A 19,171-nucleotide genomic window follows, 5' to 3' on the forward strand; every position below is an offset into this window, starting at 1 on the left:
TATTTGCTGGGGAGTAAGACCCCTACTGATTAAAGTTTCAATTTATAAGAGGCGCAGCTTGTTCTAAAACGTGAAACAGCTCGTATACATAATAGTACAAACTTAGATTTTAGGGGGGAATGGCATGCCTAAATCCACTTTTAAATGGGTTGTTGGTGCTACTGTGAGCGCTGTTTTACTAACAGGGTGTGGCTTTATAAATCAAGAGAAAGCAACTGAACAAATTGATCCGCCAAAACAAGTTACGTATACAGAGGGTGGGAAGAAAGAAGTAGCTAAAAAAGATAAGCAAGGGCAAATGGTAAACAGAGAACTATACCTTGTTGATAAAAATGGTTATGTTGTACCACAAACGTTAGCTATACCTACTCCGAAAGCAAATGAGACTGTGAAGCAAACGTTAGAATACCTTGTGAAAGATGGACCGGTAACGAATTTATTACCGAATGGGTTTCGTGCAGTCATTCCGGCGAATACAACGATGACTTTAGATTTGAAAAAGGACGGAACGGCAGTTATTGATTTCTCTAAAGAAATGAAAAACTATGCGAAAGAAGAAGAGCGTCAAATCGTTGAATCTATAGCTTGGACGTTGACGCAATTTACAGAGATAAAACAAGTGCAGTTCCAAATAAATGGTGAGAAATTGGCAAAGATGCCGGTTGGTGGTACACCGCTTGGTGAAGGAGTGAGCCGTGCAAATGGTATTAACTTCGATGATGAACAAGTAGCAGATGTAACAAATACAAAACCAGTCACACTGTATTTTATGGCGCAAAATAATAATAAACAGCAATACTACGTACCAGTCACACGCCGCGTTGCGGAAGGTAAAGAAAATGACTATGCAGCAATTATAGATGAACTTGTAAAAGGTCCGATCCATCAATCGCTCCTGAATGATTTTAATCCAGGCGTTAAGCTTATTACGAATCCGAAATTACAAGACGGAAATCTTACATTAAACTTTAATGAAAATATATTTGTAAACCCAGATAAAAATATGATCTCAAATTACGTATTGAAGTCGTTAGTTTTATCTTTAACAGAAAAGAAAGGTGTGAAAAATATTTCTATTGAAGTGAATGGAAAAGCAAATCTTATAGATGAAAAGGGCGGAAAGTTAATAAAACCTGTAGATCGTCCAGAAAACGTGAATACAGGTAGTTTTTAATCTTGAATAATTTGATATACTTAAGTAAGAAAGGAGAATTGCTTTTTGGGTTCTCCTTCTTTTATTGTATACATATCATACATTTAAATTTGGCTATACTAACGAGTAGTAATTAAGAGGAGGTTATTTTTATGCGAGTAGATGGTAGAGAGAAAACAGAATTACGCCATATACATATTCATACGAATTATTTAAAACATCCAGAGGGATCTGTATTAATTGAAGTTGGGGATACAAAGGTGATTTGCTCAGCAACAATTGAAGAGCGTGTACCACCGTTTATGCGTGGAGAAGGAAAAGGATGGGTAACAGCTGAATACGCGATGATTCCGCGTGCAACAGAACAACGTACGATTAGGGAGTCAAGCAAAGGGAAAGTAACAGGGCGTACAATGGAAATCCAGCGCTTAATTGGACGAGCATTACGTGCGGTAGTTGATTTAGAAGCGCTTGGCGAGAGAACAGTTTGGATTGACTGTGATGTCATCCAAGCAGATGGTGGAACGAGAACAGCTTCTATTACAGGTGCATACGTAGCGATGGTATTAGCGTTTGAGAAGTTATTACAAGCAGAAAAAGTATCTAAAATTCCAGTAAAAGATTATTTAGCAGCAACGTCAGTAGGAATTGTTGAAGAGCAAGGTGTTGTTTTAGATTTAAACTATGCAGAAGATTCTAAAGCAGACGTTGATATGAATGTAATTATGACTGGAAAAGGTCAGTTTGTTGAAGTGCAAGGAACTGGAGAAGAAGCGACGTTTAGTAGAGCGCAGTTAAATGAATTACTTGATGCAGCAGAACAAGGCATTTTCCAACTGATTGATATGCAAAAAGAAGCGTTAGGTGACATCGTATCTCATATAGAGTAGAGGTGGAAAGTATGAAACAAGTTGTTGTAGCGACAAAAAATATGGGGAAAGTACGTGAATTTGCTGAGTTATTTGAGCGATTTGATTTAGAAGTGAAATCATTACACGATTTTCCTCATATTGAAGAAGTCGAAGAAACTGGTGAAACATTTGAAGAAAATGCGATCTTAAAAGCGGATAGTTTGAGTAGACAGTTGAATGCAATTGTAATTGCGGATGATTCAGGTCTTATTGTAGATGCGTTAAACGGGAAACCAGGCGTGTATTCAGCTCGTTTTGCTGGAGAGCCAAAAGATGATCAAGCGAATATTGATAAAGTTTTACAAGAATTAAATGAAATACCGTTTGATAAGCGTAAAGCTCGCTTCTACTGTGCATTAGCAGTAGCTTTCCCTGAAGGTGATAAAAAGCCTGTCATTGTAAACGGGACATGTGAAGGATTTATTTTAGAACAACGCCGCGGAGAAAATGGCTTTGGATACGATCCGATCTTTTATGTGGAAGAATACAAAAAAGCAATGGCGGAATTAAGTTCAGATGAAAAAAATGCTATTAGTCACCGCGGACGTGCTCTTCGTAAGCTAGAAGAAAAAATCCCTGAATGGTTTTTAGGAGAATAAGGGAGAGAGATTGATGAAAGCTTTAATCGTAAGCGATAGTCATAGCTCTGTGAAGGAATTACAGCAGTTAAAAGAGAAGTATGAAGGGAAAGTAGATATCATGATTCATTGCGGTGATTCAGAGCTAACGCCTGCTCATGAAGAGCTGCAAGGTTTCCATGTTGTAAAAGGAAATTGTGATTATGCTAACTTTCAAGATGAAATTGTAACTGATGTAGATGGAATTCGCTTCTTAGTTGTACATGGGCATCGACATAATGTAAAAATGACATTACAAACGCTAGCGTACCATGCTGAAGAAGTGGGAGCGCAAGTTGCATGCTTTGGACATTCTCACGTATTAGGTGCGGAATTAATCGAGGGCGTTTTATTTATTAATCCAGGCAGTATTTTATTACCACGTCAGCGTGTAGAAAAGACATTTGCTTTATTAGAAATGGATGAAAATCAAATGGAAGTTCGTTTTGAAACGTTAGACGGACAACTAGTTGAACAGGCAGTTTTTAAAAGAGGATAAGAAAATTTATCCTCTTTTAAAAAAGGTGTTGACTTTATGTGTGGTTATACATATAATAAATATTGTCGATAGGGCAACGGCGCTAACGAAGAAAAGAAAATAACATATGCGGGTGTAGTTTAGTGGTAAAACAAGAGCCTTCCAAGCTCTGGTCGAGAGTTCGATTCTCTTCACCCGCTCCATGTCCCAGTAGCTCAGCCGGATAGAGCATACGCCTTCTAAGCGTACGGTCGGGAGTTCGAATCTCTCCTGGGACGCTAAAAAAACCTTGTTATCAAAAGATAACAAGGTTTTTTGTTTGTCTAAAATTTGATGTTTGGGTTATAAGTGTAGTTCATGCTTAATATTTGCGACCTTTCCTTTGATATTAAGCAGTTGCATATGTACTTTTTTTCTTAAATAAAAAGAGCGCCATTTATGCGCCCTATTCATCTTATTTAATTTAAAGAATTAATAGGTTTATGATGGAACTCAAATCCATATCCAGATTCTCTTAATTGTTTACTTGCAATATTATAAAATTCTTTACCATTCTAGTACGGTTGAGCAGCAGTTATCGGAACTTATCCCCGGCAGTGTGTTACAATTAATAGAAGCGGAAAATGAGAATCTCCAATTGACTGGACCTGTGATTGGTTAGATGGTTTAAGAAGGTCGTATAAAAAAGGGAGATGGCGCAAAGATGGCGAGATCAAATGAGAATGATTTAACGGAGAAATTGGCAGAAGGCCACCGAAAATATGGTGATGGCAATTTTACAGTACAGAACATCGGTGATGAAACTAACCCGAATTGGACTGTCGTAAAAAATGTGAGGAAGGGATCGGCAGGCATTCGCGAAGGAGAAGATATATTAAGACTGCGATCAAAATATATAAAATAGTACGGAAATGGGCGGAGCGGGAGCTCGAATTTCTCCTGGTACGCTACAAAAACCTTGTTATCTTTTGATAACAAGGTTTTCTGTTTAGTTATTAATAAACTTCTCAAATACAAAACCATAATCTTTCACATTATATTGTTTCTTCGTATCAACAAGCCAGTTAAAGGCAATCTCGTTCATTTCTTTAAATTGCTCTGCTAAATTTACTTGTGCGTTTGAAATGCGGCTAAAGGCATTAGATGCCATATCTAAACTTTTATGTGCATATTGTAATGTAATATCGTTGTCGTATGAAATTTCTTCGATTTTAAGTAAAGCCTTATATAAATCTTTTAATTCTTCAATATGTTTTTTATGAACATCAATTGAGTAATGTTCATCGCCCATTTGAAACTTAATTTCTACATCTAAATCAATCGTTCCTGCAGTTTCGAGTGCTACGTTTTTAATTTGATATTTACTATAACGAAAGCGGCGTAGTGTACGTTTTTTACTTGTTGCGCTTGTACCGTCTAAGTGAATTAACCCTTTGTTTGTGAAGCAATATTCATCTGATTTCGATTTAATTAGAAAGTAAATTTTCTCTCCATCTTCATGCATTACATAATCATCGGCATCGACCTTATCATAGTCTTTAGGTGTAATAACAGAACCTACATCGCTTAGTCCTAATACATCTGCGGCCATTTTTTTAAACATATATAATCCCCCTTGTAAATTAAATTCTTAATTGTATAAAAATATATTAACATGATTTTCATCCTTTGTTTTCTTGTAATACGAAAATATCTGAAGGTAAGTTAAGAAAAGTAATGAATAATTATTTTGATCCTAAATTATTTAGTAAATCTATTAGTTTAAGATTGGATTCTCCGAAAAATAACCAAGAGAAAAAAGTTAATTTTGCAAGTGATTATAGAGAAATTCCGTGAAAGCACCTCAAGCTATGTGAGGTGTTTTTCTATCCTCTTTTGAAATCTTACAATTCTGTAAGGTAACTGTAAGGTAGTTCGATGGTAACAAATTGCTAATCTTTTATAATGAAGATAACAACGATAAAACGAGGAGGCAGAAATGATGAAAGGATTAGTTGTAACGGGCTTAACGGTTGCTTTTGGATTTGTAGCATATGAGAAATTAACGTATGTAGTTGATGTTGTGAAACATTTGATTGCTTAGAGAAAACAGCCATGAGAGGGAAAGGGAATGAGTGAATGAATGGAATGGTTATTTGGAATTATAGGTACTTGTAGTGTAGTGTTATTGTTCTTTGTCCCAAGTGGTATACTTAGTTCGACAACAAGTTTGTTCTTCTTAAGTTTGTTTGCTTGTACGATGCTTATTATTATGTTTTTAATGAAGCGAAGTAAACCAATCTTCTATTTTAGCATGATTGTTATGGCAATTATTGTTCTCCAAATTATTACCCTTGTAATATACCCCACAATTATAAAAGCTTTCCATTAATGATGAATCCTCTGCGCTTGTTGCTGGGGATTTTTATTTGTACAATTTTAATTTTTAGTAGAGATTTATTCGTATTGGAATGTAAAAATTAAATATTTTTATATTTCAAACAAATAGTTTTGGGATGTTGTGTTCTCATTACGCATTTGATATATTTACTTTGAACATAATTAAAATCAAGAAAAAGAGGCGGACGTATGGATAAAAAAGAAAATACGGTCGTATTGTTTCCACAACTATCAGAGCGCTATATTGATGAAGGTTTTTTAGCGCTGAAAGAGCGGAAGTTCGAAGATGCATTGCGCTGCTTTGAAATATTACGTCAGTATAATGCGGAAACGGAACAAACGGAATTAGCTTCAGTTATTTGTTTACTCGAATTAAAACGTATGGAAGAAGCGAAAGACAAATGTGAACAGTTGCTTAAAACAGGAGTTGTCTTATTTGGTGATATTCTTGAAACGTACGTGACTATTTTAGTTCAAACAAATGATTATGAAGGTGTTATTGAAACTGTTGAAAAGGTTTTACAAACGAAAGATATAATGCCTGATCAAAAGGAAAAATTAGCGCAACTTGCTTTATTTGCAGAAGGTATGCTCAATGAGGGAGACGCATCGCTAGTGGATTCAAATTTTGAGTTGGATGAGTTTACTAATGAAATTTTTGGAGAAAACTTTGGACAGAAGCTAAGAGCGATTCAGCGACTTTCGTTAAAAGACTTAGATCTTGCATTACCTGTTTTAAAGAAATTTTTAATAGAAGAAGAGCAACACCCCTATTTGAAAACTTCTATTTTGTATAAAATGATAGAAAGTCAGGTAGAAGAGGAAATAGAGGTAGAAAAGTTTGGGAATACGATTAAGGTAATTCCAGCATTTACAGGTCATAATGAGGAGCAATCCAATAACATTATACATAAATTATCAAGTCGATTAGAGCAAAATTATCCCGATATATTTGAAGCAATGGTTACATATTGGAAAGAATTGCAAATTAGCGTTTTCCCATTTGCTCTATTAATGGATAAAGAAGAGATTTGGTCAGCTGTTTTAGAGAGAATTGGAAGAAAGCGTTTCGGATTGGCTATTGATGAAGAAGAGCTTATGGCAGCATACAATATCGAATTGGAAGAGTTTCATATTGCCTATCAATGGTTATTACGTGTTGAAAGAGAAGGATATTTGCCCGTATAATTATGAAAAAGAATCGTTCAGTTCTTGAAACGAGCATATTCTATGTTATAATGTAAGGGTTGCAAAAGGCAGAAAACTGCCTGTTTGTAAGAGAAGAGAAGTGTAATTCTCTTACTTAATATGTTTCATATTATTCTCGAACAAAATATACCGTAGTTGTCTTCTGGGCAATTAGTAGATTGGAACATTATATCTGAAAGCTTTTGCTAGAGGATTATTTGTGTATTTGTTATTTCAAAAAAGAGATAATGAAGATCTTAATCTATAGAGGTATGTGCATACATTATTATAGTTGGAGGGAAAGAATAAATGTCTACAAAATGGGAAAAATTAGAAGGTAACGTTGGCGTTTTAACAATCGAAGTTGATGCTAAAGAAGTAAACAACTCTATCGACGCTGCGTTCAAAAAAGTAGTAAAAACAATTAACGTACCAGGTTTCCGTAAAGGAAAAATGCCTCGTCCATTATTCGAACAACGCTTTGGTATTGAATCTTTATACCAAGATGCTTTAGATATCATTTTACCAAAAGCATACGGTGAAGCGATTGAAGAAGCTGGTATCTTCCCAGTTGATCATCCTGAAATCGACATCGAGAAGTTCGAAAAAAATGCTAACCTTATCTTCACTGCAAAAGTTACAGTGAAACCTGAAGTTAAATTAGGTGAGTACAAAGGTTTAGCAGTAGAAAAAGTTGAAACAACTGTAACTGACGAAGATGTAGAGAACGAATTAAAATCTTTACAAGAACGTCAAGCTGAACTAGTTGTTAAAGAAGAAGGAACTGTTGAAAACGGTGATACAGCTGTAATCGACTTCGAAGGTTTCGTTGATGGCGAAGCATTTGAAGGCGGAAAAGGCGAAAACTACTCTCTAGCAATCGGTTCTGGTACATTCATCCCAGGTTTCGAAGAGCAAGTAATCGGTCTTAAATCTGGTGAGTCTAAAGACGTTGAAGTATCATTCCCAGAAGAGTACCATGCTGCTGAATTAGCTGGCAAACCAGCAACATTCAAAGTAACAATTCACGAAATCAAAACAAAAGAACTTCCTGAGTTAAACGACGAGTTCGCTAAAGAAGCAGACGAAGCGGTTGCAACTCTTGATGAATTAAAAGCAAAACTTCGCACAAACTTAGAAGAAGGCAAAAAGCACGAAGCTGAGCACAAAGTACGTGACGAAGTAGTAGAATTAGCTGCTGCTAACGCTGAAATCGAAATTCCAGAAGCTATGATCAACACTGAGTTAGATCGTATGGTTCGTGAATTCGAGCAACGTTTAAGCCAACAAGGTATGAACCTTGAGCTTTACTACCAATTCACAGGTACTGATGCTGACAAATTAAAAGAGCAAATGAAAGAAGATGCACAAAAACGTGTAAGAATCAATCTTGTTCTTGAAGCTATCATTGAAGCTGAAAACATCGAAGTTACTGAAGAAGAAGTGACTGCAGAAGTTGAAAAAATGGCTGAAATGTACGGTATGCCAGTAGACGCTATCAAGCAAGCTCTTGGAAGCGTAGACGCTTTAGCTGAAGATCTTAAAGTGCGTAAAGCTGTAGACTTCTTAGTAGAAAACGCTGCATAATAAAATAACAAGGCACGATTAAAATCGTGCCTTGTTTTATAAATATAGAAATATATTTATAAAACTTTTCGATGGAGAAGGAAAAGTTCCTTTACAAGTCGAATATACATATTTCAAAAGTTTTAAAAATTTTTTATTTGTACATAACTAGTCATATTATTTGTATTTCTCGCCACGTAGTGACATAATATGTATTTACATACGATACATTTATCGTGTACATACGAAGGCAAGAGGTTAGCACTTTGTAAGGGGTGTGAAAATATGTTTAAATTTAATGATGAAAAAGGGCAATTAAAATGTTCTTTCTGTGGTAAAACACAAACGCAAGTTCGAAAGTTAGTGGCAGGTCCAGGTGTTTACATTTGTGATGAGTGTATCGAACTTTGTACTGAAATTGTACAAGAGGAGCTTGCGAAGGACGAAGAAGTAGAATTCAAAGATGTACCGAAACCGGTAGAAATTCGTGAAATCTTAGATGAGTATGTCATCGGGCAAGATAGCGCGAAAAAAGCACTAGCGGTAGCGGTATATAACCATTACAAACGCATTAATTCTAACAGCAAAATTGATGATGTAGAATTAGCGAAGAGTAATATCGCACTTATCGGGCCAACAGGTAGTGGTAAAACATTACTTGCACAAACGTTAGCGCGTATTCTAAATGTTCCATTTGCAATCGCGGACGCAACATCTTTAACAGAAGCTGGATATGTTGGGGAAGATGTAGAAAATATCTTACTAAAATTAATTCAAGCAGCTGATTATGATGTAGAGAAAGCGGAAAAAGGAATTATTTATATTGATGAGATTGATAAAGTGGCACGTAAGTCCGAAAATCCATCAATTACACGTGATGTATCTGGTGAAGGTGTGCAGCAGGCACTTCTGAAAATTTTAGAAGGTACTGTAGCAAGCGTTCCACCTCAAGGTGGTCGTAAGCATCCGCACCAAGAGTTTATTCAAATTGATACAACGAACATCTTATTCATTTGTGGTGGAGCGTTTGATGGCATTGAGCCGATTATTAAACGTCGCCTTGGTGAAAAAGTAATTGGATTTGGTTCTGAGAAGAAAAATGCTGATGTGAATGAGAAGCATGTTTTATCTCACGTATTACCAGAGGATCTTTTAAGATTTGGTTTAATTCCAGAGTTTATCGGTCGTCTTCCAGTTATTGCGAACCTAGAGCCACTTGATGAAGATGCTCTTGTTGATATTTTAACGAAACCGAAAAATGCACTTGTTAAGCAATTCCAAAAATTATTGGAGCTTGACGATGTTGAGTTAGAGTTTGAAGAAGGTGCACTAATCGAAATTGCGAAAAAAGCAATTGAACGTAAAACGGGTGCTCGTGGACTTCGTTCTATTATTGAAGGCTTAATGCTTGATGTAATGTTCGAACTTCCATCTCGTAAAGATATCGAGAAGTGTATTCTTACAAAAGAAACAGTAGCTGATAATGAGCCGCCAAAATTGGTGTTACAAGACGGTACTGTACTTGATACAAAAACATCTGCATAATGCGAAAGGGAAACAGCAATTTTTATAATTGCTGTTTTTCTTTATGTTTAGCTACGTTCCTCCGCGGAAATACTAAGAGATAAAATATTGCGGGAGGAAATAAATAATGAGCTGGACAAATATATTTTTAGTTGTTCAACTTGTTTTTGGTGTAATTGTCGGATTGTATTTCTGGCATTTACTTCGAAATCAACGAACACAAAAAGTTTCAATTGATCGAGAATCGAAAAAAGAATTAGAACAGCTTCGTAAAATGCGTGAGATTTCTTTAACAGAGCCGCTAGCAGAAAAGGTGCGTCCTACAACCTTTTTAGATATTGTAGGGCAAGAGGACGGAATTAAGTCGTTAAAAGCGGCTCTTTGTGGTCCGAATCCGCAACATGTAATCATATATGGCCCGCCAGGTGTTGGGAAAACAGCGGCAGCACGTCTTGTATTAGAAGAAGCGAAACGAAATCCTAAATCTCCATTTCGTACGAATGCAACATTTATTGAACTTGATGCGACAACAGCTCGGTTTGATGAACGTGGTATCGCAGATCCTTTAATAGGTTCGGTGCATGATCCGATTTATCAAGGCGCTGGGGCGATGGGGCAAGCAGGTATTCCGCAACCGAAAAAAGGTGCTGTAACAGATGCACATGGTGGTATTTTGTTTATTGATGAGATTGGCGAGCTCCATCCGATTCAAATGAACAAAATGTTAAAGGTGTTAGAAGATCGAAAAGTATTTTTAGAAAGTGCGTACTATAGTGAAGAAAATACGATGATCCCAACATATATACATGATATTTTCCAAAAAGGCTTACCGGCAGATTTTCGCTTAGTTGGAGCAACGACACGTTCGCCAGAGGAAATTCCTCCTGCTATTCGGTCACGTTGCTTAGAAGTGTTTTTCCGTGAATTAGATACGGAAGAAATTCAAAAAGTAGCGAAAAATGCCGCGGAAAAAGTGGAAATGCAAATAGGTGAAAATGGTATTGAAATGATCGGGATGTATGCAAGGAATGGACGAGAAGCGATTAATCTCGTGCAAATCTCTGCTGGTATGGCGATAAATGAAGAACGTTCTTTCATTAAGGATGAAGATATAGAGTGGGTTGTTCACTCAAGTCAGCTTACACCGAAATATGAAAAGCGCATTTATCCGATTCCAAGGATTGGTCTTGTAAATGGTCTTGCTGTATACGGACCAAATACAGGTGCGTTATTAGAAATTGAAGTAACAGCAATCAAGGCGAAAGATAAAGGATCGGTAAATGTTACCGGAATTGTGGAAGAAGAAAGTATTGGTAGTCAAACGAAATCGATTCGTCGTAAAAGTATGGCGAAAGGCTCTGTTGATAATGTATTAACAGTACTTCGTTCTTTAGATGTGTTGCCAGAAGGATATGATATACATATTAATTTTCCAGGTGGTATCCCGATTGATGGCCCTTCTGCAGGAATCGCTATGGCAACAGGTGTATATTCTGCGGTGCACCGCACGTATGTAAATAATGAAGTAGCGATGACAGGGGAAATAAGTATACACGGAGAAGTAAAGCCTATTGGTGGCGTATACGCAAAAATAAAAGCTGCGAAAAAAGCGGGAGCTAAGAAAGTCATTATTCCTGCTGAAAATATGCAACCATTTTTGTATACGATCAAGGGAATTGAAATTATTCCTGTCCGTAAGTTAAAAGAAGTATTTGAGTTAACGTTTATGCAAGAAAATATGCATAGAGAGCTAGATGTACATACTAAGGTAGACGAAACTGATGCACAATCTATGTAAAAATAAACAATAATAAAATTTGCCAGACTTCGTTTAAGTTTGTATGCTTAATCGGAGTCTTTTTCTTTTCGTGAGGTAGAAAAACAAGCTATTTACAATTGCGCGGAATCTCAGCAATTGCATCTAGGTGTATTGTAATATAAAATAGTTGAACAGGAGTTTAATTTATTATGGAGGTGCTATGTCTAGTATGAATACGAACGAAAGAATCGTGCCCCTCCTACCATTAAGAGGCGTTCTCGTATATCCAACGATGGTTTTGCATCTTGATGTAGGACGTGATAAATCGATACAAGCACTAGAGCAGGCGGCAATGGATGAAAATATCATCTTTTTAGCAATGCAAAAAGAAATGAATATCGATGATCCGAAAGAAGATGACATATATAGTGTAGGTACGGTGGCGAAAGTGAAGCAAATGTTAAAATTGCCGAACGGTACGCTTCGTGTCCTTGTGGAAGGTTTACATAGAGCAGAAGTAATAGAGTTTATCGAAGAAGAAAATGTAGTACAAGTGTCTATTAAAACGGTAACTGAAGAAGTAGAAGATGATTTAGAAGAGAAAGCTCTTATGCGTACGTTACTGGAGCATTTCGAACAATATATTAAAGTTTCGAAAAAAGTTTCAAATGAAACATTTGCAACGGTAGCTGATGTGGAAGAACCAGGGAGATTAGCTGATCTAATTGCTTCTCACTTGCCGATTAAAACGAAGCAGAAACAAGAGATTCTAGAGATTGTATCTGTAAAAGAACGATTACAAACACTTATTTCAATTATTCAAGATGAACAAGAGTTACTTAGCCTAGAAAAGAAAATTGGGCAAAAGGTGAAACGTTCCATGGAGCGCACGCAAAAAGAATATTTCTTACGTGAGCAAATGAAGGCGATTCAAACTGAACTTGGCGACAAAGAAGGCAAGGGCGGAGAAGTAGAGGAACTTCGTGAGAAAATTGAACAGTCAGGAATGCCGGAAGAAACAATGAAGGCTGCGCTGAAAGAATTAGATCGTTATGAAAAGTTACCAGCAAGTTCTGCGGAGAGTGGTGTTATTCGCAATTATATTGATTGGTTATTAGCGCTTCCGTGGACAGAGGCAACAGAAGATATAATTGATCTTGCTCATTCGGAAGAGATTTTAAATAACGATCATTACGGTCTTGAAAAAGTGAAAGAGCGTGTACTTGAATATTTAGCTGTACAGAAGTTAACGAATTCATTAAAAGGACCTATCCTTTGTTTAGTAGGCCCTCCTGGGGTCGGCAAAACTTCGTTAGCGCGTTCAATTGCAACATCATTGAATCGTAACTTCGTCCGTGTATCTCTTGGTGGTGTGCGTGATGAATCTGAAATTCGTGGTCACCGCCGTACATATGTTGGAGCAATGCCAGGACGCATTATTCAAGGTATGAAAAAGGCGAAAACAGTTAATCCAGTCTTCTTATTAGATGAGATTGATAAAATGTCTAACGATTTCCGTGGAGATCCATCAGCGGCATTACTTGAAGTATTAGATCCAGAACAAAACCATAACTTCAGTGATCATTACATTGAAGAACCATATGATCTATCAAAAGTTATGTTTGTAGCAACTGCTAATACACTTTCAAGTATTCCAGGTCCATTACTTGACCGTATGGAAATCATTTCGATTGCTGGCTATACAGAACTTGAAAAAGTACACATTGCTCGTGAGCATTTATTGCCGAAACAATTAAAAGAACATGGCTTACGAAAAGGTAATTTACAAGTGCGTGATGAAGTGCTGCTTGAGATTATTCGTTATTATACACGTGAGGCTGGTGTTCGTACGCTAGAGCGCCAAATTGCAAAAGTTTGCCGTAAAGTAGCGAAGATTATCGTTACAGCAGAACGTAAACGTATCGTTGTGACAGAGAAAAAGATTGTTGATTTACTTGGTAAACACATATTCCGTTATGGGCAAGCTGAAAAAACAGACCAAGTTGGTATGGCAACAGGTCTAGCTTACACAGCAGCAGGCGGCGATACACTTGCCATTGAAGTTTCTGTAGCGCCAGGAAAAGGGAAACTAATTTTAACAGGGAAACTTGGGGATGTTATGAAAGAATCAGCACAAGCTGCGTTTAGTTATATACGTTCTCGTGCAGAAGAGCTTCAGATCGATCCGAATTTCCATGAGAAAAATGATATTCATATTCACGTTCCAGAAGGAGCGGTTCCAAAAGACGGACCGTCAGCAGGTATTACGATGGCAACGGCACTTATTTCTGCGCTAACAGGTATTCCTGTAAGTAAAGAAGTGGGTATGACAGGTGAAATTACACTTCGTGGTCGTGTATTACCAATTGGTGGTTTAAAAGAAAAAACATTAAGTGCTCACCGCGCAGGCTTAACAAAAATTATTTTGCCAGCAGAAAACGAGAAAGATTTAGATGATATTCCAGAGAGCGTAAAAGAAAACCTTACGTTTGTGCTTGCATCTCATTTAGATGAAGTATTGGAGCACGCATTAGTAGGAGTGAAACAATGAAAGTAACAAAAGCAGATATTGTAATTAGTGCTGTTAAACCAGAACAATATCCAGACAGTGATTTACCAGAAATTGCATTAGCAGGTCGTTCAAATGTGGGGAAGTCTTCCTTTATTAATAAAATTTTAAATCGTAAAAAGTTAGTACGTATTTCTTCTAAACCAGGAAAAACGCAAACGCTGAACTTTTTCTTAATCAATGAGATGATGCACTTTGTTGATGTTCCAGGTTATGGATATGCGAAAGTATCTAAATCGGAGCGCGCTGCATGGGGGAAAATGATTGAAACGTACTTTACAACGCGTGAACAATTAGACGCAGCTGTATTAGTAGTTGATTTACGTCACCAACCAACAAGTGATGACGTGATGATGTATGATTTCTTAAAGCATTATGAAATCCCAACAATTATTATTGCGACGAAAGCCGATAAAATTCCGAAAGGAAAATGGCAAAAGCATTTAAAAGTTGTAAAAGAAACGCTTGCTGTTGAAATTGGCGATGAAATTGTTCTATTCTCTTCTGAAACAGGACTTGGAAAAGAAGAAGCGTGGAAAGCAATTCATAAATTTACAAAAACAAAAAACGCGTGACGAATGTCGCGCGTTTTTGTTTTGCTAAATTTTTTAGCGTACGTTTAATGTAACTTCAATATTTCCTCGTGTTGCTTTCGAGTAAGGACATACACCGTGAGCCGCTTCTACAAGTTCTTGTGCTTCGCTATGTGAAACGCCAGCCACATGTACATCAAGTACAGCAGATAGGCCGAAACCACCATCTGTATCTTTTCCGATAGAAACGTGAGCAGTTACTTCTGTACTTTCTACTTTCACACGTTTTGTACGAATGACAAGTTGTAATGCACTATCGAAACAAGCTGCATAACCAGCTGCAAATAGTTGTTCTGGATTTGTTGCTTCTCCGCCTGCACCACCTAGTGCTTTCGGCATTTTTACATCAAGATTTAATATGCCATCATCTGAAACTACTTTCCCATTTCTTCCACCTGTTGCTGTTACTGAAGCAGTATATAATTTATCCATATTTATTCCCCTTTTCCATCATTAATTGTTTTCATTGTGTCAATCAGTTTATTTAGTTGAATTAATAAAGAGCGATATTCTTGCTCTGTAATTCCTAAGTTTGTAGCCATCGTTGTCGGTAATGAACAAGCCTTTTCCTTTAAATCTTTGCCCTGTTCTGTTAATTCAATACAAACTTTTCGCTCGTCTTCTTTGGAACGAACACGTTTTACAAGTTTTAATGATTCCATACGTTTTAACATAGGTGTTAACGTACCAGAATCTAAAAATAGACGTTCTCCAATTTCTTTTACTGTTAGTCCATCTTGCTCCCATAGTACGAGTAAAGTAATGTACTGGGGATACGTAATACCCATTTCTTCTAAATAAGGTCGATAAAAACGAGTAACCTCTCTAGAGCAGGCGTAAATAGAAAAACAAAGTTGGTTATCTAGATGCAAAGAGTCTTCTGTCATAAATAACTCCCTTCTAATTAAGTTGTGCACAATTTAATTTTGTAAAACTAATATAACGAAAAAGAAATGCAATGTCAAATACATTGTATTGAGAAAGTCTTTGTTACATTTTGGAACAATCATACATATTTTCCTTCATGATGAAAGAAGATAGGGAAGATGATGTTATAATTTATATGGAATAGTTTCCATCACTTGATTATGAGGGCTTTTTTTGGTAACGTACAAATAGAGTTATTAATTTATAATCATTATAAAGTAGAATTTTTTTTATTAGTGTTACTGAATCTCCTTTATTACATACGGAGAATAATTAAAAAATAATCGGTTGTTCACACGATTGTCAGATTCATAAGAGGAAAGTTGTATTATGATAGTAGATAAAGTGATAAAACGGGTGAAGGGGGACATGCTGCGTGCATATTCTTGTTGTTAGTGTAAATTATCGAACAGCCCCTGTAGAATTTCGTGAGAAACTCACATTTCAGGCAGCAGAACTAGAGCGAGCGATGACTACATTACAAAATCAAAAGAGCGTGTTAGAGAATGTCATTGTGTCAACTTGTAATCGCACTGAGATTTATGCTGTTGTCGATCAATTACACACGGGACGGTATTATATTAAGAAGTTTTTAGCTGATTGGTTTCAGCTTGAAATAGAAGAAGTCGCGCCATATTTAACTATTTTTGAACAAGATGGCGCAATAGATCATTTATTCCGCGTAACGTGCGGTTTAGATTCAATGGTAGTCGGAGAAACGCAGATTTTAGGTCAAATAAAAGATAGCTTTTTAGAAGCGCAACAAGTTAAAGCAACAGGCACAATTTTTAATGAATTGTTTAAGCAAGTCATTACATTAGCAAAACGTGCCCACTCAGAAACAACAATCGGGGAAAGTGCAATGTCTGTTAGTTATGCTGCTGTTGAGCTTGGAAAGAAAATATTTGGCGAGTTAACAGATTGTCATGTGCTTATTCTTGGTGCTGGTAAAATGGGCGAACTTGCACTACAAAACTTATATGGAAGTGGTGCTCGTAAAGTAACAGTTATGAATAGGACGCTTTCGAAAGCAGAAGTAATGGCTGAGAAATATATGGGACATGCAAAATCGTTAAGCGAATTACAATGTGCATTATTAGAAGCAGATATTTTAATTAGTTCAACTGGTGCATCTGAGTATGTCATTACGAAAGAGATGATGACAAAGGTGGAGAAAATGCGCTCTGGTCGTCCATTATTTATGGTTGACATTGCAGTGCCGCGTGATATTGATCCAGCGATTGATGAGCTAGAAGGTTCTTTCTTGTATGATATTGATGATTTACAAGGAGTAGTGGAGGCAAACCGTGCTGAGCGTTTGAAAGAGGCAGAGAAAATTCAATTTATGATTGAAGAGGAAATTGTTCTATTTAAAACGTGGTTAAGTACACTTGGTGTTGTTCCATTAATATCAGCTCTTCGTGATAAGGCACTTGCAATCCAAAGTGAAACGATGGTAAGCCTAGAGCGAAAAATACCAAACCTTAGTGATCGTGAGAAAAAAGTTATTAGTAAGCATACGAAAAGTATTATTAATCAATTATTAAAAGACCCAATTTTAGTAGCGAAAGAAATAGCTGCTGAAGAGGGAGCGAGCGAAAAATTAGCGTTATTTGCAAAGATTTTTGATTTAGAAACGGAAGAAGTAGAGAGTCGTGCGGAAGAAGTAGAACATAAAAGAGTGTGGACACCATCCGTTCCATCTTTATAATTTGGAAGGATGATCGGATGAGTTTTTTAAATAACAGTATTATTTATCATATTGCAATTATTTTATATGCTTGTAGCATTAGTTTATATTTTATAGATTATTTCCAAAGTAACCGAAAGGCGAACCGATTTGCTTTTTGGTTACTTGCGATTGTATGGGTCCTGCAGTCTATTTTTATGTTGCTTAGAGCTACAGATTCAGAAACGAATCCTATTTTAACTTTATTATCAGGGATTTATTTTTATGTTTGGTTATTGATTACGATGTCGTTAGTTATTAATCGATTTATGAGAATTGACTTTTTAGTCTTTTTTACAAATGTTGTAGCATTTGGCGTAAGCGCTTTTTCTATTTTTACACCGCTCGGAAAGATGTCGCCAGTACTTGCGGAACAATTAGTTTCAGAACTTGTATACGTGCATGTCGGTATGGCAATTATTTCTTACGCAACGTTTACTGTATCGTTCATTTTTTCTATTATGTATTTATTGCAATATCGCCTATTAAAAAAGAAAAAATGGAATGCGAGATTAAGAAGGTTAGGGAATTTACCGAAGCTAGAATCTATGTCTTACGGATTAAATTTATTTTCTGTTCCATTTTTCTTACTAGCAATTTTATTAGGATGTATATGGGGATATACAAAATTGGATAATTTCCATTGGTATGATACGAAAGTAATCGGATCTTTTGTCGTTCTATTTGTGTATTGCACAGGTTTATATTTACGAGCGGCAGATGTGTTGCAAGGTAAGAAAATTGTACAGTGGAATATCGGATCGTTTCTCGTAATGCTAGTAAACATTTTTCTATTAAGCAGTTTGTCCAATTTCCACTTTTGGTATTTATAATGAGGAGAGAGAATTATGCGCAAAATTATTGTAGGATCACGAAAGAGTAAACTAGCATTAACGCAAACAAACTGGTTTATTGATCAGTTAAAAGCCTTAGGTCTACCATATGAATTTGAAGTGAAAGAAATTGTCACAAAAGGTGATGTTATTTTAGATGTTACTCTTTCAAAAGTAGGCGGAAAAGGCTTGTTTGTGAAAGAGATTGAACATGCGCTACTTACGAAAGAAATTGATATGGCTGTACATAGTATGAAAGATATGCCGGCCGTACTTCCAGAAGGATTAATGATCGGTTGTACACCAAAGCGTGTTGACCCTCGTGATGCTTTTATCTCAAAAAGCGGAGCGTCGTTTAAAGAGTTAGCAGAAGGCGCTATTTTAGGTACGAGTAGTTTAAGACGTAGTGCACAGCTACTCGCTGCGAGACCAGACTTACAAGTGAAGTGGATTCGCGGAAATATCGATACACGTTTACGTAAATTAAAAGAAGAAGATTACGATGCAATTATTTTAGCGACAGCAGGATTACAAAGAATGGGCTGGGATAATGAAGTTATTACAGAACATTTAGATGAGACGTTATGTGTACCTGCTGTAGGACAAGGTGCATTAGCGATTGAGTGTCGTGAGGATGATAAGGATTTACTGCAGTTGTTAGCTCATATGAATGATGGAATAACAGAAAAAACAGTGGCAGCAGAACGCGTATTTCTTCATAAACTTGAAGGTGGATGCCAAGTTCCGATCGCTGGATATGCAACTCTTACAGAAAATGATGCAATCGAATTAACAGCTCTTGTCGGGTCTATGGACGGTTCGGTTTTATTGAAAGAGACAGTAGTAGGAACTGATCCAGAGAAAGTAGGATTAGAGGCTGCGGACCGTTTAATTAACCAAGGCGCAAAAGAACTCATTCTTGCTGCAAATAAGGGGCAACAATAA

Annotated in this window: 18 protein-coding genes, 2 tRNA genes and 1 pseudogene; 17 read left to right on the forward strand and 4 right to left on the reverse strand. The window is 36.6% G+C overall.

Going from position 1 to position 19,171, the window contains the following annotated elements; all coding sequences use genetic code 11:
• Positions 1 to 124 precede the first annotated feature (124 nt).
• From gerM to MR136_RS01370, 6 genes are all read left to right on the forward strand, one after another.
• Entirely contained in the window at positions 125 to 1,174 is a 1,050-nt protein-coding gene (gene gerM / locus MR136_RS01345; RefSeq protein ID WP_001126746.1) for a spore germination protein GerM, read from the forward strand.
• 131 nt (positions 1,175 to 1,305) lie between these two features.
• Entirely contained in the window at positions 1,306 to 2,043 is a 738-nt protein-coding gene (rph, locus tag MR136_RS01350) for a ribonuclease PH (RefSeq protein ID WP_001261765.1), read from the forward strand.
• An 11-nt stretch (positions 2,044 to 2,054) separates the two neighbouring features.
• Positions 2,055 to 2,663, forward strand: coding sequence for an XTP/dITP diphosphatase (locus tag MR136_RS01355; RefSeq protein ID WP_000815939.1), 609 nt, complete (start codon positions 2,055 to 2,057; stop codon positions 2,661 to 2,663).
• Positions 2,664 to 2,676: 13 nt separating this feature from the next.
• Complete coding sequence (locus tag MR136_RS01360; protein ID WP_000645488.1) at positions 2,677 to 3,180, forward strand: metallophosphoesterase; 504 nt, start codon at positions 2,677 to 2,679, stop codon at positions 3,178 to 3,180.
• A 108-nt stretch (positions 3,181 to 3,288) separates the two neighbouring features.
• Positions 3,289 to 3,362: transfer RNA gene (locus MR136_RS01365), tRNA-Gly, on the forward strand.
• Position 3,363: 1 nt separating this feature from the next.
• Positions 3,364 to 3,437, forward strand: a tRNA-Arg gene (locus tag MR136_RS01370).
• A 180-nt stretch (positions 3,438 to 3,617) separates the two neighbouring features.
• On the opposite strand, the pseudogene MR136_RS28735 reads toward MR136_RS01370, so the two are convergent.
• Positions 3,618 to 3,710: pseudogene (locus tag MR136_RS28735) on the reverse strand (DUF6572 domain-containing protein); the annotation flags it as partial.
• 152 nt (positions 3,711 to 3,862) lie between these two features.
• Between MR136_RS28735 and MR136_RS01375 the strand changes: the two are divergent.
• Positions 3,863 to 4,063: a hypothetical protein gene (locus MR136_RS01375; protein WP_000124460.1), complete on the forward strand. Its 201-nt coding sequence runs from the start codon at positions 3,863 to 3,865 to the stop codon at positions 4,061 to 4,063.
• 84 nt (positions 4,064 to 4,147) lie between these two features.
• On the opposite strand, the gene MR136_RS01380 is transcribed toward MR136_RS01375, so the two are convergent.
• Entirely contained in the window at positions 4,148 to 4,762 is a 615-nt protein-coding gene (locus tag MR136_RS01380) for a PH domain-containing protein (protein ID WP_000473863.1), read from the reverse strand.
• Positions 4,763 to 5,281: 519 nt separating this feature from the next.
• Here MR136_RS01380 and MR136_RS01385 point away from each other — a divergent pair.
• From MR136_RS01385 to ysxC, 7 genes are all read left to right on the forward strand, one after another.
• Positions 5,282 to 5,530, forward strand: coding sequence for a hypothetical protein (locus tag MR136_RS01385; protein WP_001983650.1), 249 nt, complete (start codon positions 5,282 to 5,284; stop codon positions 5,528 to 5,530).
• Positions 5,531 to 5,727: 197 nt separating this feature from the next.
• On the forward strand, positions 5,728 to 6,726 hold the full coding sequence (locus MR136_RS01390) for a hypothetical protein (protein WP_000358277.1): 999 nt from the start codon (positions 5,728 to 5,730) through the stop codon (positions 6,724 to 6,726).
• Between the two features lie 309 nt (positions 6,727 to 7,035).
• Entirely contained in the window at positions 7,036 to 8,313 is a 1,278-nt protein-coding gene (tig, locus tag MR136_RS01395; protein WP_000105215.1) for a trigger factor, read from the forward strand.
• Between the two features lie 264 nt (positions 8,314 to 8,577).
• A complete protein-coding gene (gene clpX, locus MR136_RS01400) occupies positions 8,578 to 9,837 on the forward strand; it encodes an ATP-dependent protease ATP-binding subunit ClpX (protein WP_000472289.1) in 1,260 nt (419 codons plus the stop codon).
• Between the two features lie 106 nt (positions 9,838 to 9,943).
• Positions 9,944 to 11,614, forward strand: a complete 1,671-nt coding sequence (gene lonB, locus MR136_RS01405) for an ATP-dependent protease LonB (RefSeq protein ID WP_000119176.1) — start codon at positions 9,944 to 9,946, stop codon at positions 11,612 to 11,614.
• Positions 11,615 to 11,795: 181 nt separating this feature from the next.
• Entirely contained in the window at positions 11,796 to 14,126 is a 2,331-nt protein-coding gene (lon, locus tag MR136_RS01410; protein ID WP_242259242.1) for an endopeptidase La, read from the forward strand.
• Positions 14,123 to 14,719 carry a ribosome biogenesis GTP-binding protein YsxC gene (gene ysxC, locus MR136_RS01415; protein WP_000869116.1) on the forward strand — a complete coding sequence of 199 codons (597 nt, stop codon included), beginning with the start codon at positions 14,123 to 14,125 and terminating at the stop codon, positions 14,717 to 14,719. The genes lon and ysxC overlap by 4 nt, the downstream gene beginning before the upstream one ends.
• Before the next feature lie 33 nt (positions 14,720 to 14,752).
• Here the strand turns inward: ysxC and MR136_RS01420 are convergent, their stop codons facing one another.
• A complete protein-coding gene (locus MR136_RS01420) occupies positions 14,753 to 15,169 on the reverse strand; it encodes an organic hydroperoxide resistance protein (RefSeq protein WP_000359781.1) in 417 nt (138 codons plus the stop codon).
• Between the two features lie 2 nt (positions 15,170 to 15,171).
• On the reverse strand, positions 15,172 to 15,624 hold the full coding sequence (locus MR136_RS01425) for a MarR family winged helix-turn-helix transcriptional regulator (protein WP_000133916.1): 453 nt from the start codon (positions 15,622 to 15,624) through the stop codon (positions 15,172 to 15,174).
• A gap of 416 nt (positions 15,625 to 16,040) precedes the next feature.
• Between MR136_RS01425 and hemA the strand changes: the two genes are divergently transcribed.
• From hemA to hemC, 3 genes are read left to right on the forward strand one after another with little or no spacing between them, the layout of a single operon-like run.
• The gene (hemA, locus tag MR136_RS01430; protein WP_000547868.1) at positions 16,041 to 17,375 is read left to right on the forward strand and encodes a glutamyl-tRNA reductase; all 1,335 of its coding nucleotides are present in this window, start codon (positions 16,041 to 16,043) and stop codon (positions 17,373 to 17,375) included.
• Positions 17,376 to 17,392: 17 nt separating this feature from the next.
• The gene (locus tag MR136_RS01435) at positions 17,393 to 18,226 is read left to right on the forward strand and encodes a cytochrome c biogenesis protein (RefSeq protein WP_000008991.1); all 834 of its coding nucleotides are present in this window, start codon (positions 17,393 to 17,395) and stop codon (positions 18,224 to 18,226) included.
• Between the two features lie 15 nt (positions 18,227 to 18,241).
• Positions 18,242 to 19,171 (forward strand): hydroxymethylbilane synthase, encoded by a 930-nt coding sequence (gene hemC, locus MR136_RS01440; protein ID WP_001226422.1) that lies wholly within the window; start codon positions 18,242 to 18,244, stop codon positions 19,169 to 19,171.

Origin of the sequence: Bacillus cereus group sp. BfR-BA-01311 (assembly GCF_022664295.1) — a bacterium.
Taxonomy (GTDB): domain Bacteria; phylum Bacillota; class Bacilli; order Bacillales; family Bacillaceae_G; genus Bacillus_A; species Bacillus_A cereus.